This window comes from Microbulbifer sp. A4B17 (genome assembly GCF_003076275.1).
In the GTDB taxonomy this organism is placed as follows: domain Bacteria; phylum Pseudomonadota; class Gammaproteobacteria; order Pseudomonadales; family Cellvibrionaceae; genus Microbulbifer.
On record NZ_CP029064.1, the window covers coordinates 3,014,685 to 3,041,026 of the forward strand.

General features: G+C 48.5%; 25 protein-coding genes, 1 tRNA gene and 1 pseudogene. 18 read left to right on the forward strand and 9 right to left on the reverse strand.

The genetic code is table 11. The features are described from left to right. The first annotated feature begins 58 nt into the window (after positions 1-58). A tRNA-Ser gene (locus BTJ40_RS13400) sits at positions 59-146 on the forward strand. A 194-nt stretch (positions 147-340) separates the two neighbouring features. Then, positions 341-673: a hypothetical protein gene (locus tag BTJ40_RS13405; protein ID WP_108733570.1), complete on the forward strand. Its 333-nt coding sequence runs from the start codon at positions 341-343 to the stop codon at positions 671-673. A 766-nt stretch (positions 674-1,439) separates the two neighbouring features. Here BTJ40_RS13405 and BTJ40_RS13415 read toward each other — a convergent pair. Next, positions 1,440-2,693 carry a Y-family DNA polymerase gene (locus BTJ40_RS13415; RefSeq protein WP_108733572.1) on the reverse strand — a complete coding sequence of 418 codons (1,254 nt, stop codon included), beginning with the start codon at positions 2,691-2,693 and terminating at the stop codon, positions 1,440-1,442. Beyond that, on the reverse strand, positions 2,693-3,082 hold the full coding sequence (locus BTJ40_RS13420) for a LexA family transcriptional regulator (RefSeq protein ID WP_108735269.1): 390 nt from the start codon (positions 3,080-3,082) through the stop codon (positions 2,693-2,695). Before BTJ40_RS13420 ends, BTJ40_RS13415 begins: the two co-directional genes overlap by 1 nt. Before the next feature lie 405 nt (positions 3,083-3,487). On the opposite strand from BTJ40_RS13420, the gene BTJ40_RS13425 reads away from it, so the two are divergent. Both BTJ40_RS13425 and BTJ40_RS13430 read left to right on the forward strand, forming a co-directional pair. Beyond that, the gene (locus tag BTJ40_RS13425; protein ID WP_157954064.1) at positions 3,488-3,757 is read left to right on the forward strand and encodes a hypothetical protein; all 270 of its coding nucleotides are present in this window, start codon (positions 3,488-3,490) and stop codon (positions 3,755-3,757) included. A 697-nt stretch (positions 3,758-4,454) separates the two neighbouring features. Next, entirely contained in the window at positions 4,455-5,006 is a 552-nt protein-coding gene (locus tag BTJ40_RS13430; protein WP_108733574.1) for a hypothetical protein, read from the forward strand. A 43-nt stretch (positions 5,007-5,049) separates the two neighbouring features. On the opposite strand, the gene BTJ40_RS13435 is transcribed toward BTJ40_RS13430, so the two are convergent. From BTJ40_RS13435 to BTJ40_RS13465, 7 genes are all read right to left on the reverse strand, one after another. Beyond that, positions 5,050-6,018: an SDR family oxidoreductase gene (locus tag BTJ40_RS13435; protein ID WP_108733575.1), complete on the reverse strand. Its 969-nt coding sequence runs from the start codon at positions 6,016-6,018 to the stop codon at positions 5,050-5,052. Positions 6,019-6,142: 124 nt separating this feature from the next. Continuing rightward, entirely contained in the window at positions 6,143-6,682 is a 540-nt protein-coding gene (locus BTJ40_RS13440; RefSeq protein WP_108733576.1) for a hypothetical protein, read from the reverse strand. Positions 6,683-6,823: 141 nt separating this feature from the next. Then, positions 6,824-7,555: an AEC family transporter gene (locus BTJ40_RS13445; protein WP_108733577.1), complete on the reverse strand. Its 732-nt coding sequence runs from the start codon at positions 7,553-7,555 to the stop codon at positions 6,824-6,826. 333 nt (positions 7,556-7,888) lie between these two features. Further along, positions 7,889-8,167: a hypothetical protein gene (locus BTJ40_RS13450; RefSeq protein ID WP_157954066.1), complete on the reverse strand. Its 279-nt coding sequence runs from the start codon at positions 8,165-8,167 to the stop codon at positions 7,889-7,891. A 168-nt stretch (positions 8,168-8,335) separates the two neighbouring features. Beyond that, positions 8,336-12,016 (reverse strand): efflux RND transporter permease subunit, encoded by a 3,681-nt coding sequence (locus tag BTJ40_RS13455; RefSeq protein ID WP_108733579.1) that lies wholly within the window; start codon positions 12,014-12,016, stop codon positions 8,336-8,338. A gap of 10 nt (positions 12,017-12,026) precedes the next feature. Beyond that, complete coding sequence (locus BTJ40_RS13460) at positions 12,027-13,133, reverse strand: efflux RND transporter periplasmic adaptor subunit (protein WP_108733580.1); 1,107 nt, start codon at positions 13,131-13,133, stop codon at positions 12,027-12,029. 3 nt (positions 13,134-13,136) lie between these two features. Further along, complete coding sequence (locus BTJ40_RS13465) at positions 13,137-14,459, reverse strand: TolC family protein (protein ID WP_108733581.1); 1,323 nt, start codon at positions 14,457-14,459, stop codon at positions 13,137-13,139. Between the two features lie 364 nt (positions 14,460-14,823). On the opposite strand from BTJ40_RS13465, the gene BTJ40_RS13470 reads away from it, so the two are divergent. The 14 genes and pseudogenes from BTJ40_RS13470 to BTJ40_RS22815 all read left to right on the forward strand — a co-directional run bounded on the left by BTJ40_RS13470 (position 14,824) and on the right by BTJ40_RS22815 (position 26,266). Then, on the forward strand, positions 14,824-15,531 hold the full coding sequence (locus BTJ40_RS13470) for a TVP38/TMEM64 family protein (protein ID WP_108733582.1): 708 nt from the start codon (positions 14,824-14,826) through the stop codon (positions 15,529-15,531). Beyond that, entirely contained in the window at positions 15,531-17,774 is a 2,244-nt protein-coding gene (locus tag BTJ40_RS13475; protein ID WP_108733583.1) for a hypothetical protein, read from the forward strand. Before BTJ40_RS13470 ends, BTJ40_RS13475 begins: the two co-directional genes overlap by 1 nt. After that, a complete protein-coding gene (locus tag BTJ40_RS13480; RefSeq protein ID WP_108733584.1) occupies positions 17,771-19,045 on the forward strand; it encodes a glycosyltransferase in 1,275 nt (424 codons plus the stop codon). The genes BTJ40_RS13475 and BTJ40_RS13480 overlap by 4 nt, the downstream gene beginning before the upstream one ends. Before the next feature lie 10 nt (positions 19,046-19,055). After that, positions 19,056-21,485: an endonuclease/exonuclease/phosphatase family protein gene (locus BTJ40_RS13485; RefSeq protein WP_108733585.1), complete on the forward strand. Its 2,430-nt coding sequence runs from the start codon at positions 19,056-19,058 to the stop codon at positions 21,483-21,485. A 238-nt stretch (positions 21,486-21,723) separates the two neighbouring features. Further along, entirely contained in the window at positions 21,724-22,407 is a 684-nt protein-coding gene (locus tag BTJ40_RS13490) for a Bax inhibitor-1/YccA family protein (protein ID WP_108733586.1), read from the forward strand. A gap of 65 nt (positions 22,408-22,472) precedes the next feature. Continuing rightward, entirely contained in the window at positions 22,473-22,865 is a 393-nt protein-coding gene (gene tusD / locus BTJ40_RS13495; RefSeq protein ID WP_192879334.1) for a sulfurtransferase complex subunit TusD, read from the forward strand. A gap of 2 nt (positions 22,866-22,867) precedes the next feature. After that, positions 22,868-23,230 (forward strand): sulfurtransferase complex subunit TusC, encoded by a 363-nt coding sequence (gene tusC / locus BTJ40_RS13500; RefSeq protein ID WP_108733588.1) that lies wholly within the window; start codon positions 22,868-22,870, stop codon positions 23,228-23,230. Position 23,231: 1 nt separating this feature from the next. Beyond that, positions 23,232-23,525, forward strand: coding sequence for a sulfurtransferase complex subunit TusB (tusB, locus tag BTJ40_RS13505; RefSeq protein WP_108733589.1), 294 nt, complete (start codon positions 23,232-23,234; stop codon positions 23,523-23,525). A gap of 6 nt (positions 23,526-23,531) precedes the next feature. Continuing rightward, positions 23,532-23,867 (forward strand): TusE/DsrC/DsvC family sulfur relay protein, encoded by a 336-nt coding sequence (locus BTJ40_RS13510; protein WP_108733590.1) that lies wholly within the window; start codon positions 23,532-23,534, stop codon positions 23,865-23,867. A 104-nt stretch (positions 23,868-23,971) separates the two neighbouring features. After that, on the forward strand, positions 23,972-24,262 hold the full coding sequence (locus BTJ40_RS13515) for a hypothetical protein (protein ID WP_108733591.1): 291 nt from the start codon (positions 23,972-23,974) through the stop codon (positions 24,260-24,262). A gap of 5 nt (positions 24,263-24,267) precedes the next feature. Then, positions 24,268-24,618, forward strand: coding sequence for an IS66 family insertion sequence element accessory protein TnpB (tnpB, locus tag BTJ40_RS13520; protein ID WP_108733592.1), 351 nt, complete (start codon positions 24,268-24,270; stop codon positions 24,616-24,618). A 68-nt stretch (positions 24,619-24,686) separates the two neighbouring features. Beyond that, complete coding sequence (locus BTJ40_RS22805; protein ID WP_238152005.1) at positions 24,687-25,256, forward strand: hypothetical protein; 570 nt, start codon at positions 24,687-24,689, stop codon at positions 25,254-25,256. Positions 25,257-25,264: 8 nt separating this feature from the next. Next, a pseudogene (locus tag BTJ40_RS22810) lies at positions 25,265-26,029 on the forward strand (IS66 family transposase); the annotation flags it as partial. Positions 26,030-26,041: 12 nt separating this feature from the next. Beyond that, complete coding sequence (locus BTJ40_RS22815) at positions 26,042-26,266, forward strand: transposase domain-containing protein (protein WP_238152217.1); 225 nt, start codon at positions 26,042-26,044, stop codon at positions 26,264-26,266. Positions 26,267-26,342 lie beyond the last annotated feature (76 nt).

Genomic DNA, 26,342 nt, shown 5'->3' on the forward strand with positions numbered 1-26,342 from the left:
AAAATCAAAATGACGCTTGTACATCCTCAGAAGCTATGTATAATGCGCAGCACAATTTGGTGGGGTGGCTGAGTGGTCGAAAGCGGCGGTCTTGAAAACCGTTGACTGTAACAGGTCCCAGGGTTCGAATCCCTGCCCCACCGCCATATAAAAAAAGCCCGGTATTATGCCGGGCTTTTTTGTTTCTGGACTTTGCACTGCTCCACCTGCCCTTGGTGGCAACCCGCCGGAGGTGAAAAGCATGGACGATAGCGCATGCTTTAATCCATGTCGTTTTACCAATTCTGAAAAATGCTAACCTGAACAGGTCCCACAAATTTATAAGCTGAAGTCCGCTGGCTTGGATTTCGGCGGATACGTTAATTTTGATGAGATCGTGGCTCGACTCGAAGAAAGTGACCTGGACAAAGTGAAGAAAGCAAAAAAGATCACCGAATCCCAGCGAAACAATCTGCGTCAGACAAAAATGAGCCACTCCTTCGAGCCTGTAATGAGTCATCCAGGCAGGATCAAGTACATTGTCCAAGCCAAAGACGATGGCTTCGACGTAATACTTCTCTTCATCGACACCAATGATCCACAGAAGCACCTAGCGCGCGTGGCTGACCGCGTAGAGAAGGGTGGGCACGCTGTTACCCATCGAAAAGATCCTATCCCGCTACAAGCGAACTAGGGACATGCTGTTCGAGGCAGCGATGACTGCCGATCACGCTCTAATTTTCGGTAATACTTCTGAGTAAAACGGGATCAAGCCTGTTACTGAAGCAAAAATAGAGATTTCGCAAGCCAAAAAGGCGGCATACCCTGGATAACAAACTACTTCAAGCACAACTACTGCAACCAGGATAATAGCTCCTGGTAACCAGTCACGCACCAAAGTCGGAAGAGGCAGTAGCCCCCTTGATTCTGGCTACACACTTACGTGCTCAGTCCTAACTTAGCCCCCCACAACCCCTTACTTCCGCTCCGCACGACAACGCGGTGCGCAAAGCTTATCGGAAGATTACTAATATCCAGATAGCTTTCCTTTCGGCTTTCATCCAATGCAAGGGAGTTCAAACCCCGAATATAATTTTTCAGCGTTTCGCCGCGCCTTAAACTCCAAACCAGAAAGATATAGCCCCTAGAACTAATCTCAAGCGCTTCTCTCCAACCTTGAAGCATCCAGAGGTACAACTTTTACCCCTCAAAAAATCTGTGGCTGCTTAGGCTAAGGCGCTTAGACAGTCGAAAACTAAACACCCCATTTCTCGTCCGCATCGGAGTCTTCAGAGCTAGCTGCACCTGAATACCTATTTAAATGCCGCTCGGAATAATAAAACCCCATGAAACCACCAAACTTACAAAGAGAAAAGTCCCTCTCTTCACACACTTAGGACAATAATTGAACTCCTATTAGCCTAGATGTACTGAGACCAGTCCCACCCTGTTATCACCCCTCAAATAATAACCTCAGGCAACTCATCCCAGTGAGTCGTATAAGCTGGAGACTTATGCTCCTGCCGCACCTTCCATTTCTTCTGAATACCCTCAGCCCCCAGAAAAAGGGTTCCCCGGCCAAAGCGCTGGTTGATTTGATCAATGGCTTGCATTGTCTCGCCCGCTCGAAGCGGCTGCCCAGAGGAAAACATATCACCCTGTCCCAGCAAACGAGGAATCAACTCTACCAGCCCCACTCCAGCTTTTAAAAACCGGTGGCCCTGCCGATACAAGCCCGATACTGCTCGCTTGGCCAATTGCACTATCATCCTTGTATCATCAGTGGGGTACGGAGTTTGTATCACCAGGCTTCGACTGTAGTAATTGGGCTCGTGAGGTGATGTATGCAGAAAGACATGTATAGATTTCACCAATGACTCCTGCGCCCGCAGTTTTTCTGCCGCCCTACTCGCGTATAAAGTCACCGCCTGTAGAATTGGTTGGAGTTCGGTTAACTTTTCGCCAAATGAACGCGTGCAATAAATTTGCTTTTTCGCTTGGGGCTGCTCCTCGAAAGTTAAACAGCTGACCCCGTTCAGCTCCTCAATTGTCCGCTCAATATTTACATTGATATGGCGCCGCAGAATTTTAGGGTTGGCTTGGGCCAAGTCATAGGCAGTCTTAATATCCATAGAGCCCAATCGATTGGAGAAACGCCGACCAACACCCCATACATCACCTACCTGCGTACGCCTTTGTAGCCACTGCCATTTTTTAGGAGAGTCCAAAACACAGACTCCCCGGCAATTATGAATATTCTTAGCTGCCCGATTTGCCAACTTTGCTAACGTCTTGCTTGGCGCTATACCAACACCGACGGGCATGCGAATATCTCGCCACAGGATTTTACGAATTTCCTGCCCGTAATCCGACCAGTTAACCTGTAGGCCATTTAGGTCCAGGAACATTTCATCAATACTGTAAACTTCAACTTCGGGACTGAACTGCCTGAGTGTCATCATTACTCGGTGGGAGATATCGCCATATAGGGCATAGTTACTGGAGAAAATAGTAACGCCGTACCTTCTCAGTAAGTGCTCAATCTTGAAAAAGGGCTGCAAGTCGGGAATACCAAGGGACTTGGCTTCTTTAGAGCGGGCTACCACGCAACCATCGTTATTGGACAGAACTACTACCGGGCGCCCGCGCAGGTCGGGGCGGAATATCTGTTCACAGCTGGCATAGCAACTGTTGCAATCAACTAGAGCCAACATCAGCAGGGGCGGTGGTACCGAATAGAGGCCTTCACTACGCCCTCAACAATCAGTTCCTGCCTCTCACAAATAGGGATTGGCTTATATTTGTCATTCGCTGACAGCAATCTGCCTTGGTGGCGATCCAACACCTTACAGGTTAGCTGCCCATCCAGGGCAACCACCACCACATCACCATGAACAGGCGCAAGAGACCGGTCTACTACTAATAAGTCACGATCAAAAATCCCCAGATTCTGCATTGAATCGCCATTGGCCCTGGCCAGGAATGTAGCAGCCGGGCTGGTAATTAGATGCTGATCCAGACTTAATGAGGCTTCTTTATGATCATCTGCTGGAGACGGGAAGCCACAAGAGACGCCGTGACTAAACAAAGGGGGCAGTTTCATATCGGACATCAATATGCTGTATACAAATACAGTATATTATCTACCCCCCAATGTTAACAACTAGCATGTGTGACTTGAAAGGCACCCCCATTTCCAGACTTGTAGGCTACCGCAGCGGTCGAAAGCCGTCATAAACATCCCACCCAATCCAGTGGAATACCTGTATGATTCTATGCCCTGCTTTTTAGTTTTTCAGGCGCTAAATGACAATTGAAGCCCCCTATATTCAATACTCAAACCGCCTTCAATTACTGCATCTAAAAAAGATACACCCGTGCAAACTTTATATTACCCAGATGAAATATATTAGGTAATAAATTAAAAGGATTAATATTATTATGTCTTAACTTTAATAAAGATAAAAACTTAGTTTTTAGCAACAAATCTAAACTGAACAATGAAAAAGTGAGCATCAATGCAATATCAAGATTTATCGCAAACCAGCTCTCGTACCCTGAAGGGAAACCTGGTATCGATGTCGGTAATAAAATAAATATGCTCAACAAGATTATTACCAATCAAACCACTGAGAAATTATGCCCACAAAAAGATGAGTCAATCTTCGAAATCGGACCAGGGAATGGATCTCTGTCACTGCCGATATTAAATAGCCTAGGTGATGACAGGCATTATCTGGGCATAAAAATATCAGAAATTGTGGCAGATGAAATTTAAAAAATCTTGACAAATAAGCACTGTACTGAGGAAGTAATTTATGGTGATTGTGTAGAAGTTCAGATTAATAGTGGAAGTGTTGACAGTGTTATAACATCCTCTACTTTATTGAGAACTTATCAATTCCCTTCAATCATATTAGTAATTGGTTCAAACCTGGAGGCCAGATAGCAATCAGGGTTCATCCTGATAAGTCACTCAAAAAATATCCTTTACCCAACTTAAATTTCATATACGCACTGCAAACGAAATAAAATCACTCTTGAAAAGTGCAAGTTTTAATACTGTTGAGTCCTACTCTTTCGATAAAGAAATGGCCCCTTTGGAGATACCATCGTACCAGCTGATCCAGTGATCATCATGGGGAAAAACCCTGATTCAGGGTTAACAGGCATACGCGAATATAATGCCGAAACTTTTTAACTATAACTGAATAGACAATATACTTAAAAATTAGATCTGTTGATTATAAAATATTGGATAGCCCCCCCTCAATTAGCTCCGCTTTCTTCTTCAAAAAGGTCTGTAGAAGTTGTCTTTTGGCGTCACTAAGGCAATACAACCTTTCCAATATAAGAAGACTTACGCAGTAAGCATCAACCCCATGATTGCAACCTTGATCTTGTAGTTCCAGCCAGTGTGTTAATTGTGCGATACTCCCGCCCCAAAAGAAGTGTAAAGAAAACAGGGAAGGCCCATGACTAGATTCACAGTTATTCTGGCGGCAATTTTATTGGCTGGCTGTAGCTCAGTCACTCATCTATCAGAAAAGACACCAGGAGAAGTCAGACAGGCGGTATCTATCCAGGCTAGTGAGCAAAATTCTGGTACCCAGTTCTCAGGGCCAAAAATGCAAGCAACCACTGATGGCTCTGACTTAAACCTTTACTACTACAATCTCCGCGCCTTCGAACCAGTTGCCGATGCGCCCACCAGTTACCACCTGCAGGTCAACATCACCTACCGCAGGGCGTGGCGTCACTACGAGTCCGCCGAGTTAAGTGGTGGACAGCCTGTAGAAACTGCCCCTATTGATAAAAATGTCCTTCAGTGTGTGAGTGGCAATGAATGTATGCTTGAAGAGATTCTGGATATCTCTCTCACCGAGGAACAAATACTGGCCTCAGTACGCAATCGGGATAAACTCAAACTTAAACTGAGAGCAAGGTCTGGGCACAGCTCCACCATTGAGGTTCCAGCCACCTATCTACTGGGATTCTACGCCGCAGTTATTAACTACGAGGGGTAAAGCTCCCCTCTCTCGTTAATCAGTAGTCGCTAGATGATTCTGACTAAGCGCTCTTTTGCTGGGATTCCTGGGCTTCAGCCTGGCAATATGCCTGCGCCGTAATGGCCAGGCCTTCACCTAAGGCCACAGGGGGAGCCCAGTCGAGCAACTCTTTGGTTTTGGTGATATCCACCTGCAATGAGCCGCACAAACGCTCGGCAATTGCCCCCTTCCCTATCAACTTTAGTGCGGTGGTGAGTACGAATTGGGGAACAGGCAGTAGTCGAGTATCACATCCCAAGGCATGGGATAGGCCGCGCAACAGGTCTGTTACCGATACATCCATATCATCAGATACAAGAAACACCTGATTAGCCGCATCCGGATGAGAAATACATACACAAATCAAGTCAATCAGGTTGCCAACAGCCACCAGGCTTCGGCGATTATGAATTGCCCCAAGTGGCAGGGGAATTCCCTTTGTGAGCCAGCGTATCATCGATTGGAAGTTCGCTTTTACTCCCGGGCCATAGACCAAAGGTGGGCGGATAATAACCACTTCCATTCCGGTAAACTCAGCCAGTTCAAGCAGCGCGTCTTCAGCCTCCTTCTTTGAAAGCCCATAGGGATCGGTGGGGTCACACTGCTCATCCGCATTAAATGGAGCACGGTTACTGGTAGACTCACCATTAACTTTGATGGAACTGAGATAAATAAAGCGTCTGACACCGGCTGAAGCCGCCTGCTGCGCCAGCTTAATAGTGCCCTCAACATTTACCCGGCGAAATTCGGCTAGAGGATTAGCGGAGGCCTCCTCCATCACATGGACACGCGCAGCAGTGTGAATAACAGTATCTATATCTACTAATGCTCGGGCCCAATCGGTATTACTCGATAGATCAGCGATCTGAAAGCCACCTTCGATTTTGCGGCGATACACCGGCAGAACCTGATAACCTTCTTTACGAAGCTTAGGTAAGAGTGCCATTCCAACGAAACCACTGGCACCAGTTAGTAAAATACGTCCTTTCAAAAGAGGGCCTATTTCTAGCTGCAGGATTCACCCTAGTTTACACGGGGCATTGCTGCGACACACCTTTCTCCCTGTGAAAATCTCAACAATTACCAGACGGATATAACGAGTTATCGAATCGGTACTAATTGCTTTGCTCTCGCTCCGTATCGCAGTAGCGTTCTTTGTCAGCTCTGGCATTTTTAAGCCAGGCCCTGACATTTTCCAAAGCCCTCCCGTGGGGTGCCAGGGTCTCAGGTCTACCCCAACGAGCCTCCCAGGCTTCCCTGGCTTGCAAGCAAGCTATTGCTTGCCGATATTTCCAGCTAGCCTCCTCACAGGGGGGCAGTCCTTGAGGCGACTTCCTATCACAGACCTGATGGTACTTCTTGTGCTCAAGCTTTTCTTGAAAATTCTTAGAGGTAGCACCCTCAAAATGGCGAATTGGGGGAGCTTGGGATTTTCTATCCAAGTAGCTTTGCCTATCTACAGCGCTATCCAAATAGAAGACTTGAAAAGATACAACTCCTTGAAGCCTCCCATAACCATATTTATCGCCATCGACAAAGGTCGCATGTAAAGTGAGAGAATAGCTCGCAATAGACTGGGACGGCACAACCAATAAGGCCGTCATTAGAGTTAGTAATACCCAAATTAGCCACTCTACCGAGAATCGTTTAGGCATCGAAATATGGAGCCTCCGCAGAGTATCTGATTGGAACGACACAATAGAGCACTGCACAGTCAAATTAACAACACATAGAAGTTTAATAAAACACCTTGGGGCTCACAAATATACCTAAAGCCTTGACAATTCAGTACCGGATTACTGTATCCAGAAAGTTAACGCTAAAGGTAAAATAAAAATGCTCATAAATGTTGAGAGAAATATAATACCGGATACCCTGGCCGAGTCCTGAGGACGATAAATAGATATCCAGAGATAAGTGCTGACAGCGCAAGGCATTAAAGATTGTAAGATAAGTACGCCGCGCATTGAGCCTGAAAAATTAAAAAGGTTTGTCAAGATAAGTGCGACCCCCCCTCCAAGAATCACATGCCCAAAAGCAAATATTAAACCAATTCTTGTGTCACTCAGCTTAATCTGGGCCAGACTGTGCCCCAGTGTCGGTAATATTAGAGGAATTGCCATACCGCCCAATATATTAAGGGGAAACATGACAGGCTTTGGCAAACTTATATTGAAAATTAATGCGACTATAGAAAAAATAACACTGTAAATTGCCGGACTAAAAAGAATTTTCTCGGCTGACCAGCAGCCGGATGTTACCCCTGGGGCAACAACGAAGAAAAACACCATCCCCACCACAACAAATGCGACCCCGTATAAAACTCCGGCATGACCAAATGCCAATGCACATATAGCCAGACCAGTATTGCCGGTATTATTCATACTTAAACAGGAGAAGTAAGTGCGTATATTCAATCGAAAGAGCGATAAAAAAAGGAGAGCTAGCGCTGACATTAAAGAATACATTAGAAAGGCAGCCAGTAACACCCACAGGAATTTATCCAGTACTACCTTCTGACCCAGCATATAGTCCAAATTAAAGCTGGATAGCCAATATAGGCCATCAATTTGGATACCATTTTAGAATTCAACTCTTGCTTGCTCGCTGCGAACAGGTATTCAACAAGAACACAGATAAATACGGGACCAATAACTTCAAATACGTTCTCAAACAGGGTCTTCATCGAACGTTAAAATCCCATTCATAGCAGAACTAAATTTTTGTGATTCATCAGCTGCCATTAGTATTAAATAGCAGCCACATATGTAAAAAAGATTCCACAAGAGTAACTAGATCACACTGGCAAGTTACAACCTCGTTGAAGTAGCTGAGATCCTTCCTTGAGGTTAAATATGCACTTAAAGATTTAACTGCAGTTCTTTGAGATTGAGTGTCGGGGTTATCCAAATTTCAGCATCAAAGGCAGCAAAGAACTTTTCATTGTAGGTCATTAGTTGGTCTTGACAATTTTCCTCAAAAACAAAAAGTGCTGCACGCCTGCCCTGCTCCAGAAAAAAGTAAGATGCCTCCGGGTTTGCAGAAGCAATAAAGTCATTCATTGCAACGGACATACTGTCATCAGCGATGGACTTATTGCCGGCCTTTGCTGGTATCAAGACTTTCATTAGTAGACGCATTGGATCCTCTGGTGGTTTTCGGAGTTATAGGATCAAAACATAGACTTTTAGCCATCCTACTGCGCTGCATTGAATGACAATTCTGAAAGACCATCATGTTCAATTTATAACCTTAACTCAATGGAGAAAAGGTCTATGATCGCTTAATTAAACGACAACTAAATATCTTTAGGTCATCACAAAATCACTAGGATCATTATCATTCTTGGGTTTGCGCTCAACCCATTTGATCCATTTTAAATCCTCGACCATAGTCGTATAAATCACCGGCACTAAGAATAAGGTTCCAAAAGTAGCCATAATCAATCCACCAATCTGCGCAAAACACAGGGGCCGCCACAGAGGTCCTCCGTGAATTGCCAATGGGATCAAAGCAAAGGTTGTCGCAGCAATAGTGATCAGGATGGGGCGTAATCTCAGTATGCCTGCATCAAGCAATGCCAGGCGTAATGAGTCGCCGGCTTCATGGCGCACTTCTATAAAGTCAAATAGCACAATAATATGACTGACTATAACACCTATCAGGCTCACGATTCCCAAAAAGGCCATAAAACCAAATGGTTGACCAGTAATAAATAGTGCGACAAGCGCACCCACCATACCTAGAGGAACAGTTGCGAAAACAACCAATGGTTTTACCAGACTACTAAACTGAAACACCAGAGCGAGAAAAATCGCACCGGAAGATACAGCCATAATCATAATAAGCTGAGAAAATCCATGCTGAGTGCTTGCTGCATCACCTGATATTTGCAATTGATACCCAGAAGGAAGCGTATCGGAAAACTTTTTCAATTCATTTTTTACACCCGCCATTATGTCAGATGAAATAAATCCCGAGTAAGGAAATGCATACACTGTAACGGTACGGAATTTTTCCAACCGATAAATACGTTCGGTAGAGAAATCAATCGAGGTGTTCGCCACTTGCCTAAGCGGTATATGAATATCACTATCAGCTGCAAAAATATAGAGGTTATTAACATCCTGTAACTGTCCTCTCTCGGCCAAACGAAGCTGGGCAACAATAGGGATCTCTTTATCCCCCTGCCGCAGGGTATCTACCGTTGTGCCACTAAAGCCAGATGATGACGCAAGAGCAATATCAGAATTAGTCACACCCGACATACTGGCCCTGTCTTCTTGCACATTCATATTTAATACAAGACTTTTCTCTCCCCAGTCGCTACGAACTACTCGTGCATAAGGCGACCGTTCTACAATATCTCTAACTCTCTCAGTATACTCACGCAATTGAGCAATATCTTCCTCCTCTTTTTCAGAACCCACTGCTACGCGTCCAGAAATCCTAATGGCAAATGGGTATTCAACGGTACTTGTTTGAAGTTCTCGCACATCTATTCCTGCGCCTGGAATACGCTCAGAAAGTTCCCTCTGAATAATAGGAACAAGAATTGGGGTCAAATATTTATCACTAAGTCGAACTATAATTTGACCATAATTTGGCTGTTTTTGTTGCGGATTAGCTGTATACCAAAAGCGCGGTGCGCCTCCTCCCAAAGTACTACTAATAGCCTCCAGAATTGGCTTTTTACTATTTTTGTAATGTGTATTCTGATATTTCTCAATGGTCTCTATGATCACTTCTTCAGCAATTTTGGCAACATTATCCGTTGCATTGATACTGGCATCATTTTTCAACCAAACATCTGCATAAAACAGGTACTGTACATCCGCGGGGAAAAATGCATTTTTCAGCTGACTTTTTATCACAACTCCCAGTACAAGTAATCCTAAGGCAATTAACAGTACAACCTTTTTATTACTGATTGCCCAATCAGCAGCGCGATAATAGCGGCCAGTAAGTCCCTCTTTTCGCCTTACATCTAAACTTTTTTCCTCTCGCTCAGGAGGTCGCAACAGTGCATTTCCAAGAAACGGAATAAATGTCATTGAAACTATACGCGATGCCACTAGTGCACAAACCATGACGACAGGAAGGCTATGTAGAAAGTCGCCTTGATTGCCTGTCAACAATAAGAATGGTAGATACGCAACAATATTAGTTAGTGTTGCGAAAAAAATTGCCTTGGCCAGTAAAGTCGGCCCTAACCAGGCCGACACTATAGATGGCCTTCCCGAAGCCATTTGCCTCTTAATTGCATCACTGGCAACAACTGGGTCATCGACCAACAAGCCCAAAGCGATAATCAATGCAGCAATGGAAACCTGCTGAATCTCTATACCCATCAGCTGCATAAAGCCAAAAGTCATAGTTAAAGTAACAGGAATAGAAATCATTAAAAGTACTGCAGATCTCCAATCGGAGAAACCGATAAAAGCAATAATTACTACGAGAATAATTGCTTCTATCAATGCCTCTAAAAACAGGCTTACACTTTCTCGCACTTGACGAGGTTGATCCGATATCCGCTCTATTATTAAATCTTCTGGTAAATCAACTCTAACTTGATCAAGAACCTTACTCACATCCCGACCAAGCTTGCCAATTTGCTTACCATCCAGCATTTGTACAGATAGGTTGACACTGCGATTTCTCTGCCACCGCCCATATTCATCCTTACTTACATAATAATTCAACAAGGGGGGCGGCGTTTGATACCCCAAAATAACATCAACGATACCACGCAAATAGACCGGCGTGCCCTCTTTACTAAGCGCCACCGGCATCTCAGCAATTTCTTCATAATTCTCAAATTCGCCACTAGGCATAATTGCAACGCCCATATCATCAGCAATAATTGTACCTCCGGGGATCGTTGTATTTCGGGCATTTAAAATGGGGGCTATCATGTCCGGTCGCAATCCATAGGATGCCAATCTCTCTTGGGAATAGATCAGCTTTACTTCCTGGGTAAGTACGCCAGTCCGCAAAACCCGTTTTACTTCAGAAATAGCTCTGATGTTCGTAGCAATAAGGTCAGAGAAGTCATCTAATTGCCGGTAACTATATTTCGAGCCAGCGACCTTCATTAAATGGTCTCGAGTGTTGGCAAGATCACGAACGACAAAGGGCTTCCAGGCATCAGGAAAAAAGCGTTGTGCGCTCAATTTATCAGACAAATACCGGTTTGTTGCTTTGAGTATTTCACTGTTACTTCTCTCTGATGAAAAATCCAAGCCCAGATAGCCAGAACCATTTAACACTTCAAAATCAGTTCCATATCCCTCTGATTCCAACCAGTTTGCGAAAATCCACAGGCCTGTTGAGGAATAGGTGCTTACCAACGAAAGAGGTAAAGCTACAACAATACTAACTCGATCTTTACCATTGGCCATCTGCTCACGGATTTCAGAAATACCTCCCCGGATATCCTGGGCACGCAAAGTGATTTCAGTTGGGCCAGCGCGGGGGCTGGCAATAGCTAGTAATACAGCCGCCGTATCTCCAAACTCAGAGTTCAAGGATACTTTACTTGCCCCTGTAGGAAGCTGTTTTTGTACATCAATTAACTTGAGATTTATGTCATTGAATGCTTTGGTAACATCTGTTTTCGGCGCAAGTTGTGCTTGCACCAAAGATACACCGTTTAATGTCATAGATTTTATTGAAAAGGTTCTTGGGTCAGGCTCATGCAGATACTCACTCTGGGCAATAGCTTCCTCAACTTGACGCGTCACCAACTCTTCAACACTCATTGCATCCTGCCCCGGCCATTGAGTCGTGGCCACAGCTATACGAACAGGGATATTGGGATCTTTACTTTTGGGCATAAACAGGTAGGAAACTACCCCCCAGACTAAAATCGTCACGAGGAGTGCACTTGAAATACTTGGGTTATCTACAAAAAAACGGGCGGTATTGAACCGGTGGTGGCTTTCGGCCTCCGCGATTTCCGCACGTTTTTTTTCCTGTTGATCTGCCATTCCTTTGCCCTCATGGCACAACGATTACAGCTTCCCCATCCCTGAGAAGAGCGGCACCGGTAGTGACAACCTCTTCCCCTTTAGTTAGACCCTGAATAATTACAATGTTATTCCCCACTACTCGACCTGGTAAAACATTCCTTAATTTTGCCCTCAAGGTCTTTCCATCTCGCACCAGAACAAATACGGCGAATCCTTTTTTATTGTCCGGCTGGGCAACGAGGCACGAAAGGGGGATTACTACGCGGTTCGGCGGTATCTTTATTTTATCCACGGCCAGAGACATGATCATGCCTACCCGAAGCTGAGCTTTAGGATTATCAACAGTGACGCTAATTGCAAATACCCGGGTACGAGGGTCAGCCATGGGTGAAACTTCTGTAACCATTCCCTTGTAAATTATGTCAGGCAATGATTCCGTACGTAGCGATACCACGCTACCCAGGGGAACATAACTAAGCGCTAAGTCAGGTACAGAAAATACAACTTTTACTCGTGAAATATCCGCGACAACATAACCAACCGCTTGGGAATGAACCAATGTACCAATTTCTATCTTGCGCTGTAGAATGATTCCTGTAAGGGGTGAGTGAAGTACTGTATCCCTTAACTCCTCTTCTGCACGATCCAAGTGCGCTTTGGTTCCAACCACTGCGGCTTGGGCGATTTCATACTCTTCCCGAGCAGCGTCATAATCCGGCGCAGTAATACTGGCTGTAGCAAATAATGCAGTTGCCCGCTTATAATCGAGGTCTGCTTTTCGTCGTTCTGCCTCTGCCTTACTAACATTAGCCGCGGCCTCTACGACACGATCGCGGTATTGTTCATCATCAATTTTTGCTAGAACTTCACCCCTTTTGACATAGTCCCCTCCATGCAATAATCGTGTTCGCCCCAAAGCCTTGCGTTCAGGTATAAATCGAACATAGCCTTCCGTGCGAAATGCCACATCAACCTGGGTATAAGGATTTACTACGGCAGAATAAGGATATCCCACGGCTGCACTTTCAGTGTGTGCGACAAATACTTCTACAGGGGTGGGCTTTTTTTCAGGTGGCTTGCGGTGGCAACCTACTAGAATAATTATCAGAATGAGACAAAGGCTGATACAGCGCATCTATCACACCTCCCCCACTGACCTTTCGTACTCAGCCAGTGCTCCCCATACAGAAAGTACAGCGCGGTTGTAATCGCTATTTGCATGAAAAAGCTGTTTTTCTGCCTCCAATACATCTGTCAAAAGGGCAGATTGCTCTCGATAACGATTTGTCATTACACGCACTTTTTCCCGATAAGCTGTCTGTAGTTGCCTGGCAACACCCACAGACTCTTGGGTAGTACGCAAACGACGTAAGCTTTGGCGCACCTCTATTTCTATCCGGTTTCGGACCTCCTCTGATTTTTTCTCAGATTCGATAATTTTATTGGCGCGGCTGGATAGCTCATCTCGTTTCCGCCCCCAGTCAAAAAATTCCCAACGCATTTCAAGAGCAATAAAAGCTTCAGCATCAGGGATCAATCTAACGTCGTAGAGTTTTAGGTATTCAATACTCAAATCTACATCGGGAATATACTCAGATTTTTTGATATCGTAGCTGTATTCAGCCTTTTCGATCGATAACTCCGATTCAGCAAGATCCGGGCGCTGCTCAAAAGCAAGACCCAACGACGTTTCTACATCAAACGTTAAATGGTAGGGATTTGGAAGACTCTGAATATTAAATGGCGTTTCGACATCCCGATCCATCAAGGCATTAAGACGCTCCTTCGCCGTAGCCATCTCATCGGTAAGTCGCTGACGTTCCAGCTTGCGCTGAGCCAGGCGAGCGCGTACATCCAGGAGTTCATATTCAAGGGCAACTTGCTGGGCTACATAGTTTCCCACAAGCTCACTGAGAGAAGTGAGAAAAATAATGGCCTCATCCACGGCCTGTAAGTCTCCGAGGATTCTACCTATTTCAAAATACTGGACTTTGGTGAGATAGCCTACATCCTGCTGCACCAGGCGAACTTTTTCTTCCGCCATTTCGGTGACAACATAGCCCTCACAAATCTCAAGCTCTATGGTGTATAGCTGTGTGATGGGTTGGGTCGCACTGACCAAAAAGGACTTGGTTACGCCACTCTCAGAGGTTATCTCTATCTCCTCTGGCGGTATGGGCCCTATAGGAGAATTCTGCACCCACACGCCACGATCAAAGGTATACCTCTGTCGAGTCAGGTTGTCGATAATGCCCGCTCTCATTTCCAGCCGGGGATAGCGCTTTGTTTTTAATGCCTCTACATCATCCCAAACCTCGTTGACCTCAAGTGCAGCCGCCTGAACACGCAAATTGGCCGTCACCGCTAAGTCGACAGCGTCTTCCAGGGTCAAAACAGGCTCGCTGGCATAGCTCCAAGCTCCGCCGCCAGCCAACAATATTGCGAGCGCGCACTCGAACAACGGTCACCTCTATTTCCAGCAACAATTTAAATCTGCTCACTGCGCAAATAAATTTAGGATCGAGTAAGTATATCTGTTGACAGACTATGGCTGAGCTACTGAGCCCAGTCTGGCGGTTTCCTTCTTATCCCCTTCATCGATATTTGATTTTTAAATAACTTCGCTCGCTTTTATTCCATCTACACGCGACTGAAAATTCATTTCTCAAAAGACCGGCCCTCTTGGCGCACTTCACCTATGCCATGAAGTCTCGGCAAGAAAACTGTCGAGACGCCATAAAGAAGCAACACCTGTCGCTTCCTTTAGCTAGGCTAATAAATGGCGGCAATCAAAACCGTGTTTCTTTGGTTCCGTGGATAACCCTATGGCGGTGAAGTTTCTTCCTCTACTGATTCTTGCGGTATGCGCCATCGCCGTAGCCGGGGTTTTGAGTTTACTGGTCTATTTCGATCTGGATGACCAGATAATTGGATTGATGCAGTGGCTAAATGAGCGAGGCTGGCAAACAAGCTTGCTATTTATCTTAATCGTGGCCGCGGCAATCGTCTTTTTGCTCCCTGGCGTCATTTTTACTATGGGGGCAGGATTTGTATTTGGTGTAATAAAAGGAACCCTTCTGGTTATTGCAGGCACTGTACTCGGAGCAACTCTGGCATTTCTTATCGCACGATACCTTCTCGGCGAAAGGGCCTCCCGATGGGTTATGTCGCATATCAAACCCGCGACTGTCGGCGAGGTGATTCGTCGCGAAGGTTGGCAAATGATTATGCTGACCCGCCTGGTCCCTCTATTCCCCTTTAAGTTATCGAATTACTTCTTTGGACTGACCCCAGTGCGGCTGCGGGACTTTGTGATCGGCAATGCCCTGGGGATTATTCCTCTCACTTTACACAATGTTTACATCGGCTCTATCGCCGCAGACCTGACCTCGCTGGGTAAGGTTGAAGAACGCACCCCCATGCAATGGGGGTTTTACATCGCCGGTTTCGCCCTGGCCGTTATCGCACTGATCGGGCTTACACGCATGGCTCGCCGTGCACTGAAAAGAATTATTAAGGAAGAGGATCTCTGATGCCTTGGATGAAATGGCTGCCTTGGCGCTTCTTCGTACGCCGCTTTGCCACTGCTCACGGTTTCCTTGATCCACTCACATTGATGGCGCACCTACAGCGCTTTGCCGAGCCATCAGAAGTGAGTGAACCCATCGAACTGCTTCGAGCAGGTGCGGTATTTCACGCTCGAGCGCTGATCAACAGCAAGGTGATCCAGCACAACCTGGACTGGGTGTGGCCCTACTGGATTCAACGCCAGTTTGATCCACATGACAAGTCGTTTATCCCCCGAGCCTTTTCGATTAGCCACTGCAATCTGAGCCACCGCAATTGGACCGCTGTGGGTATACCGGACTGTGAGGAATTGCCGATAGTAGACCCGCGAGGACTGCTTACACCCCACTACGATGGCTGGTCTATCGATGCCTGGGTAATCAGTGATAGCGGTGAAGAGCTGATGCCCTCCACCATTGGCTTCTGCACCCAGCACCAGGAACTGGGGAATGATATTGCCATAGTTACCGAATCTCACCGCAGGGGGCTCAAGTTGCGCAACAGGGCGTCGGCCAGCCTGCTCCAGGGCCACCCCCGCTGTGTTCTCGAGCTCAACGCCCATTGTACCGGCGGCGGTTGGTTGATGGTGGTATTGCGCCCCTGCAATCCCGAAGGTGTCAGCTTCGTGCACAAGGTTCGCCTGAGCGATAGTGGGCGCAGCTGGCTAATTGAAGACAGGGCTGCAGTGGAGTTTAGCCAGCCTGTAGACAAGCACTTGGCATCCAATTACAAGCGCGGCGATATCTACCTGCACCGATGGGACAAAGAGAGTAGCCGCGAAGGGCTGTGCGAAATTGGTATGGCCTCTGCAGCCGCCATGTTTCGCATTGAGGACCGCAAACCCCGCAAGGTGGAAGTAGCTATTCCACTGGTCACCGAAGAGAGCAGGCAGCGATCCCCCCTGTGCTGGGAACATGTACTGGAAGGTCACTGCGCCCTGACTGTCCCCGACGAAAAGTTTCAGTTTCTGTACGACTCGGCAATACGCACCCTTATCCTCCACTCCCCCAAAGATGTCTACCCGGGGCCCTACACCTACAAGCGGTTTTGGTTTAGGGATGCGGCGTTTATGATTCAGTCGTTATTGTTTGCCGGACTGATCAACCGTGCTGAGAGAGCGCTGGAGCAATTTCCCCACCGCCAAAAAAGGGATGGTTTTTTCCACTCTCAGGACGGTGAGTGGGATTCCAATGGTGAAGCCCTATGGATTTTTAATCTCTATTGTGAATTGACCGGCAGACCACTAAAGCAGTCCTGGTGTGAACCGATCGTAAAGGGCGCCAAGTGGATAATTGGCAAGCGCCTGCCGAAAGATGGCAGCCCCTGCGGGGGACTCCTGCCCGCAGGATTCAGTGCAGAACACCTGGGACCCAATGACTGCTATTACTGGGATGACTTCTGGGGCGTCGCCGGGCTACAGTGTGCCGCCAGTATTTGTACACGAGAGGGGATGGACGACAATGCCCACCGCTTCAATACCGCTGCAAGCGACTTCCAGCGCACCATTGACCAAAGCCTGCTGGGCGCTCAAGAACGTCTTGGCCGCCCCGCTATGCCCGCCTCGCCAAACCGGCGCCTGGATGCCGGTGCCATAGGATCAATCGCCGCAGGTTATCCCCTACAGCTTTATTCGCCCGAAGACCCCAGATTAGTAGATCTGGCGGAATACCTGATGGAAAAGTGCTTTGTCAGTGGCGGCTTTTTCCAGGACATGATCCACTCAGGCATTAACGCCTACCTCACCCTGCACATTGCCCAGGTACTGCTTCGCGCTGGAGACCCTCGCTGCATTGACCTTATGCGCAGTGTGGCAGAACTTGCCTCGCCAACGGGGCAGTGGCCCGAGGCCATCCACCCCCATTCCCTCGGCGGGTGCATGGGAGACGGTCAACACGCCTGGGCGGCGGCCGAATGGGTGGCGATGCAGCGCAATTGCTTCCTTAGGGAGGAACAGGACGCCCTGGTACTGATCTCGGGGCTACCTCCGGAGTGGCTCAAAAGTACAGACTCCAAGCAACTCATCCGCTTCGGGCCCGCACCAACGCGGTTCGGATTAGTCACTCTGGAGATTCAACCGGGGCCAACGCCCAAAATATCCTGGGCTGCCGATTGGCATGGAAAACCCCCTCCAATCGCCATACAGGCCATCGGCTTCCGGTCTGTGCTGGTCACAGACGACGCTCAGAGCGTGGAGCTGAGCCCTCAGTGAATATTGTCATGCTCACCAATACCTACCTGCCCCATGTGGGCGGCGTTGCGCACTCTGTCGCGGCCTTTAGTGAGGAGTACCGAAAGCGCGGACATAAAGTCTTGGTAGTGGCACCGGAATTCCCTCAAAAATCTGATGATGAAGAGCATATTCTGCGAATTCACTCGATCCAGAATTTTAACGGCACCGACTTCTCCATGGCTTTGCCGTTTTCAGGCGTTTTAAATGACGCATTGGATAAATTTCGCCCGGATATCATCCATGCTCATCACCCTTTTCTGTTGGGACTAAGTGCTTTGCGAATTTCACGGGAGCGTGAACTGCCCCTGGTTTTTACCCATCACACACTGTACGAGCACTATACCCACAATCTGATGGGCGACTCACCAGTCCTTAAACGCTTCGTAATGGAGGTCGCCACCCGCTACGCCAACAAAGCAAATCTGGTCCTTGCCCCAAGCATGAGCATTGTGAGATTACTTCGGGAACGAGGAGTACAAACTCCAATCGCAGAGGTGCCTACCGGAGTAGATCCGGAACAATACGCCCATGGCAACGGAGCTAAACTCAGAAAACAATTAAAAATACCTGCATCGGCATTTCTGCTGGGCCATTTAGGGCGCTTTGGAAAGGAAAAAAACCTGATTTTCCTGTGCCAGGCCGTCGCCACATTTTTACAGGAATATCCATCTGCACATTTTCTTCTCGCTGGCAGCGGGCCGCTGGAAGATCAGCTTCGACAGTTCTTTATCGACAAAAAATTAAGCCAGCGGGTACATATGCCAGGGAAAGTAATCGGAGACGCGCGCCGGGACGTTTACAGCGCCATGGATGTCTTCCTGTTTAGCTCCACGACAGAAACCCAGGGACTAGTGTTGTCTGAAGCAATGGCCTCCGGAGTGCCAGTGGTCGCCCTGGAAGCCAATGGAACAAGAGATATGTTGAGGCAGGGCATCAATGGCTGTCTTGTTACAAGAGAAACACTCAATGACTTTGTTGCTGCCATACGCTGGTTCCACAACCTTCCCAGCGATCGCCGCCAGCAACTGATCAAGGAAGCCAGATCAACAGCCCAGGATTTTTCCATGCAAAGTTGCGCCCAGCGTGCGCTGGATCTCTATCAACCGCTCGTGCATTACAACTGGCCGCTTGATAATTCCATTTATGCGAGATGTGTACGCACGGGAAAACTAATCACTATCCAGTGGGAGATTTTTGAAGGCTTCACCGAGGCTGCCGGCGCAGCTCTAAATCAACCACCAAAGCGTTAGTCCAGAAACCATGTTAAGCCGTATCGGGCTATCAATCAGACGCTGGCGCCGCCGCCTTAGCCGCAGCGAGTGGATCACCCGCCTGCTCGGTCTATCCACCAGTCCCCACAGCCCCCATGCTCCCGGGCTGGTTTTAATTCAAATAGATGGTCTCGCTCACCCGGAACTTTTAAAAGCGCTCGCCCGGGGACGTATGCCATTCCTTAAACGATTAATAAGAAAGGAGCACTATCGCCTGGAACATATGTATCCGGGAGTACCCTCGACAACCCCAGCCGTGCAGGCGGAGCTTTTTTACGGGGTTCGCCAGGCCGTACCCGCCTTTGGCTTCCTGGTCCATGAAACACAAAAGCTGGGACGAATGTATGACCCGGAAGTAGCTGCCCTGGTAGAAAAAAGAATTAAGTCACAACACCGCGACCCTCTCTTACGAGGAGGCAGCTGTTATCTCAGTTTATTTAAGGCCGGTACAAAGACCGGCGAAGCGCATTTCTGTCCCGCAGATCAGGGATGGGGTCCCGCCCTACGCGAAGCCAGCCCCATGGCAATCGCCATTCTGATTGTTACCAATATCTGGAGCCTTGTTCGCACCACAGCATTAATTTTGATTGAACTGGTTCTATCCCTGGTTGATTGTGTACGCGGGATTATCGCAGGACAAAACCTACTTAAGGAGCTGATGTTTATCCCCACACGGGTCGCCATCACCATTCTCACTAGAGAGCTATGCACCATGGGGGTGAAAGTTGATATCACCCGCGGCCTGCCGATTATTTATATCAACCTGCTCGGTTACGATGAACAATCTCACCGACGCGGGCCAAAATCAGCATTCGCCCACTGGGTATTGAAAGGTATAGATAGTGCGATAGCCAAAATCTGGAAGGCTGCACACAGCTCCGAACGGAGACACTACGATGTGTGGATTTTTTCAGACCACGGCCAGGAACAAACCGTGGCCTATGAGGAAGTGAATGGGCGCAACCTTGGCGACGCCCTTTCGGAAGCCCTATCCAGCTTGCCTTCAGCACCGCAAATCAAGTCCACCAGCATCCCCAAAAAAGTGCGCTTCGAAAGGGCGCGCCTGTTCGGCAGTGAGTGGATGGATAAGCGCAGTATCGAGCAGGAATCCGAAAAAGAGGGCGATAAGGCTCCAACTGCCATAGCTGCACTGGGGCCCATCGCCATGCTGTACAACATCGACCTGAATGGCTCCAGTCGCGCCGATGCCGCAAAAAAGATGGTGGAGCAGGCCAAGGTACCGCTGGTGCTCTATCTGGAAGACCCAGGCTCCCCAGCATCTTCCCCAGTACACGGCTGGTGGAAAGATGGACCGATCAAACTTCCTGAGGACGGCCGGATGTTAATGGGGGATGAGCACCCCTACCCAATTGAGGCCGCCGAAGATATGGCCAACCTTTGCCGGCATCCAGATTCCGGCGACTTTATGATTTACGGCTGGTGTGCCGGTATGCGGCAACCCATGACTTTCGCCATGGAGAACGGCAGCCATGGAGGCTCTGGTCCCAATGAGACCCATGCCTTTGCCCTGATGCCAGAGGATATCCAACCCCCAGATCCCAGCCGGGGATACTGGCGCCCGCAAGATCTACGCTCCACAGCCAGGGCCTACCTCCGTGGCGCCCGCCCCATGAGGGTGGATGCCCACAGAATGCCGAAAACCGTTCTGCGCATCATGACCTACAACGTGCACAGCTGCCGAGGTCTCGATGGCAAGCTGTCGCCACAGCGGATTGCTCGGGTCATCGCTCGCTATCGTCCAGATGTAGTGGCTTTGCAAGAACTGGATGTGATGCGCAAACGCACTGGCGGCCTCGACCAGGCAGAAAGGCTTGCCCGCCTGCTGGCAATGGACCTCCACTTCCAACCCACAATAAACATGAAAGAAGAGCGCTACGGTGACGCCATACTCACCCACCTTCCTGCCCGCCTTATCAAGAAGGGGATTTTACCTGGCCCGCCGGGTGGCAAGGGAGGGCTTTTCAACCCAGCTGCCGACGAACCGCGCGGCGCGATTTGGGTCGAAATCGAAACCAATGGCGAGCCCATCCAGATCATTAACACCCATCTGGGGCTCTCCCGTGCAGAGCGGCTGCGTCAGGTGGATGCCCTGCTCGGGCCCGAGTGGCTCAGCAACCCCCGCTGCACAGGGGAAAGAGTGCTGTTGGGGGACTTTAACGCATTGCCCAATTCTGCTGAGTGTAAGCGCATGGGGGGCTATTTGCGCGATGCCCAGGAACAGGCGCCCCGCCACACACCCAAAGGTACCTTTCTCAAGGTGCGGATTGATCATATATTCCTGAGTGCAGGACTCAATGTTAAAAAGGTACGGGTACCCAGGACATCATTGACCCGTCAAGCCTCAGACCACCTGCCATTGATCGTGGATATCGACCTGACCACTAAGGGTGGCAAATAATCGATCACGCCCCATCGAGTCTCCCATACATCACAGCTGAGAAGCTGCCAATAGCACTTGAAAAATGCCCTACAACCCCCACAATAATCGGAGAATATTTGATTAAATCCTTTAAAAATATAGGGTTTTTATGAATTCATACAGACTGGCAGACGGACACTAAAAGGGTTTTCCCGACTTGAAGGTCCCCACTGCGAGCTATATGATTCTTCTATCACTTAATAGCAGGAGTCGCTAAATGCAACCGCAAGCTTATACTCAAACCCGCGCACTGGATCGCTCGGAATCGGCGAAGGTGTTGCGCAATACCTATGCCTTACTGGCAATGACTGTTCTCTTCAGTGCCGTTACCGCCGGCATTTCCATGGCTGTTGGCATGGGTCGCGGCATGAGCCTGGTCTGTTCCCTCGGAGCCCTGGCCCTGATCTGGTTCGTATTGCCACGCACCGCAAACTCCGGCGCAGGTGTTGGCGTAGTCTTCGCATTCACCGGACTACTGGGCGCCTCCATTGGCCCGTTGCTTAACCACTATCTGGGCTTGGCTGGTGGCGGCCAAATTGTAATGCAGGCCTTGGGTACTACCGCCCTGATTTTCTTCGCGCTGTCTGCCTACGTGCTGACTACCCGCAAGGACTTCAGCTTTATGGGCGGCTTTTTGTTTGTTGGTCTGATAGCTGTACTGGTATGTTTCCTCGGCGTGATCGTCGCTGGCTTCTTCGGCATCCACATGCCGCTGTTTAGCGTTGCCCTGAGCGGCGTTGTTGCCCTGCTGATGTCTGGCTTCATCCTCTACGATACCAGCCGTATCATCAACGGTGGCGAGACCAACTACCTGATGGCGACTGCCTCCCTGTACCTGAACATCTTCAACCTGTTCACCAGCCTGCTGCACATCCTTGGATTCGCATCCTCTGACGACTAAGCAACAGCTTTGTTGAGCAAGTCACAATGCCCCGCACTGCGGGGCATTTTACTATTTGGCCCCCTATGAAGTTTTCCCTAGCCATCTACTCAGCCCCCCACAGCACCCAGTCTTCATCCAGTGCACTCCGGTTTGCCAAAGCCCTCCTAGAGCAAGGCCACGAAATTTATCGAGTGTTTTTCTACTGCGACGGCGTACAAAACAGCAATGCTATTGCCGCCCCTCCCCAGGACGAAACTGACCTGACTTCAGAGTGGCAGGCACTGGGCCACCAGCACCAATTGGACTTGGTAGTTTGTATTGCCGCTGCGCAACGGCGCGGTGTGCTGAATCAGCGAGAGGCCGAGCGCCTGGAAAGACCCGCCGCCAACTTGGCAGAGGGTTTTGAGCTGGCGGGCCTCGGCCAACTAACCGACGCTGTCGCCAACTCCGACCGCCTGATTACCTTTGGAGGTTGAGCATGAGTACTAAATCATTGGCCCTATGCCGCACCGCCCCCTACGGCAATGCCCTGGCGCGGGAAGGTATCGAAGCCGTACTGGCAGCGGCGGCGATGGAACAGGACATGGACCTGCTATTTCTCGGCGATGGGGTATTCCAATTGCTGGACCAGCAATCACCTGCGGATATCGGCCAGAAAAGCCTGCGACGCAATTTGCAGGCTCTGCCGATTTTTGGCATTGAGCAGTTTTTTGTTTGTGAGAAAAGCCTCGCTGAACGCAATATCACCCTGGAGCAGATCCAGGTTGCCGGCGCAGAGACTAAAGCCGTAAAAGATACCGGTTCACTGATCGCCGCCTACCCCACCGTATTGAGCTTCTGATATGACTTTGCATATTGTCAGCAAATCCCCCTATACCAGCAGTGCCCTTAAGGAATGCCTCGGTGCTTTTGCCCAGGATGACTCGCTCCTGCTTATTGAGGATGGTGTCTATGCGCTGAGGCACGAGGCTCTGGAAACAGTGCCAAGCACCCAAATTTTCTGCCTTGAAGAGGACGTTGCTGCCCGGGGCCAGCAGAAACTTGCAGCAAACATGGATAGAGTGGAAATGATCGATGATGCTCGCTGGGTACAGCTCTGTACCCAGCATCAACCCATAGTCAGTTGGTTTCGGTAACAAAAAATGAGCAACCTAGTAGTCAATGGCCAGGAAATACCCTTGGACAAAGAGGGTTATCTGCGCAACCTCAGCGACTGGAGCCGAGACGCCGCCCTTCAATTAGCCAATGCTGAGGACATCGAATTAACCGAGGAACACTGGCAAGTAATTGAGCTGTTGCAAGAATTCTACCGCGAGTTTGAACTCTCCCCCGCTATGCGCCCGCTGGTAAAATATATTGGCCAGCATCTCGGCGCAGAAAAGGGCCGCAGTATCTATTTGATGCAACTCTTCCCCCCAAGTCCAGCAAAAGTGGCCAGTAAAATTGCCGGATTGCCTAAGCCAACCAACTGCTTGTAACCCTCCTATGCTTGGCCAGGGTAAGCGGTACATGAACCACATTATTCAGCTTGCTTTGGCAGACTGGCATGATACCCCCTCCATCAACTTCGGAGGAAAGCCCCATGAATCAGCAGCAGTGGCAAACCCATGTCAGGGCCTACGAGAAAAGCTCTCAGTCCAAGCGCGCCTATACTCGTAAGAACAACCTAAACTACAGCCAGTTCCTCTACTGGTACCGCAAACTAACTGAACAAACTTCGGTGTCTGATACCCCTGACTTTGTTCCCGTGGATATCAAGCCTTCTACAGCCACTACGGGAAACCTGGGTATATTGGGGTTCCCCAATGGCATAAAGCTGGTGATCAATAGCCCGGTGTTGTTGGTGCAAATTCCTGGCCTTATGGACCCGTAAATACGATGTGGCTACCGTTTAACAGCAAAGCCTGGTTTTACCGTCAGCCCATCGATTTCAGGAAACAGATTGATGGTATCGTGCTGTTGGTGGCTGATACGTTACACAAAGATCCGACATCCGGTCAGCTCTTTGTCTTTCGTAATAAAAAGGCCGATAAAATTCGTATGCTCTACTGGGAAGATCATGGATTTTGGCTCCTGTATAAGCGAAATGAACAGTCGAGTTTTATCTTTCCTGGCATTTCAAATGACGCAATAGAGTTATCGATTTCACAGCTACAGTGGTTGCTTTCCGGGTTGGACTTTACTCAGCAGGAAGAACCAGAAAAACTCTATTTTTCCAGCTTCTATTGATACGTATAGAGCCATGGAAATAGTTTCCCATGGTATAATCAACGCATAAATTAACATCGGAAAATCCAATGGCTACCGATGATACGCTACAGTGCCAGGTTGAACAGCTTACATGTGAACTCAAACTTTCACTCCAACGGTGCGAGCAGTTTGAAAAGGCTTACGATCAGCTATTGTTTCAATTCAAACAACTGCAGCGCTCTCTCTTTGGTCGACGCTCTGAGCGATATGAAGACCCTGATGGTCCCCAGGGGTTGCTATTCGAAAGTACAGAAGTTCGAGATGAAAGCTCCTTAGAGGGAAATGATGCTGATAGCGACAAAGATCAGGATGATGTGGTTAGTATTGCGGCACGCAAACGTCATAAGAAAACAAAGAAGCCCTTTGCCGAGCACCTGCCAAGAAAAGAGGTGGTAATCCCTGTCTCAGAATCGGATAAAACCTGTGCATGTGGCTGCCAAAAGAAACTCGTTGATTACGAACGCCATGAGCGCTTGAACTACACCCCTCCGGTATATGAGGTGATTCTCGAGTTGCGGGAGAAGGTTGCCTGTCCCAAAGGCTGTGCAGGCCAAATTCTTATTGCTCCCAAGCCAAAGCATATCCTACCCAAGGTAAGTTTACCGAATCCGTTCTAGCCCACCTCATAGTCAGCAAGCTTGATGATCGACAACCCTTTTATCACCTGGAAAATCAGTTTGAGACCCGTGCCGGCTTTAGCTTTCCCCGTCAAACCATGGCTCGTACTGTTATCGATTGCGCCACTCCCCTACAACCACTGATCAATTTGCTAAAAGATGACGTCATTGGTTACGATATTGGGGCTTTGGATGCCACATCACTCCAAGTTCTTAATGAACCTGGCCGGCCACCAACCCGAAAATCTTATGCCTACTGTTTCCGAGGTGGTCCTCCAGGAAAGGAAGCGATCTTCTATGAATATAATGCCGTTGATCACAAAGATTTTGTGAATGACTGGTTTGCCGGTTTTACAGGCACACTACATTGCGATGCTGATCCATTTTTTGAGTTGTTATTTGAACAGACAGCTGTAAACCCAAATCACTGCAATGCACATGCCCGGAGAAAATTTGAACCCATAGCGAGGGCGGCGCAAGGGGATGGGCTGGCAAAACAGGCAATGCAGTTTTATAAGAAGCTCTACCGGGTTGAGAGGAAAGCCAAAGAGAATCAGCTGACCACAAAGCAGCGACACGATTTGCGATAAGAGGAGTCCAGGCCGATTATGACTGCCTTTCAGTGTTGGCTGGATGGGTACCACCCGCAAGTGCTACCCAAATCCCCGCTGGGCAAAGCAATGAATTACAGCCTGAAGTATTGGAATGGGCTATGTGCATTTCTCAACGATGGCCGCTTAGAAATCGACAACAATTTGACTGAACAGGAAATCAAACCCTTTGTCATGGCTAGAAAGAACTTCCTGTTTGCATCTTCAGTCAATGGCGCTAGAGCACTGTGCCTACACTTCAGTTTGATCCGCACGGCTAAACATCACGGCCTTGATCCCTACAGGTATTATGTGGATGTGCTTAAGCAGATTCCTCACTGCCAGTCCGTTGAGGATTATGAGGCACTGCTACCCTGGAATATCCAGCTTGAGAGAGTTGGGATGGCCGCAGCCGCATAATATAGTGGTGCTGCTGGCAAGAAGGCGGACGTCTGTTGATTTGTCTGTTGATGACATAAGCCTTTAAGCCTTCCAT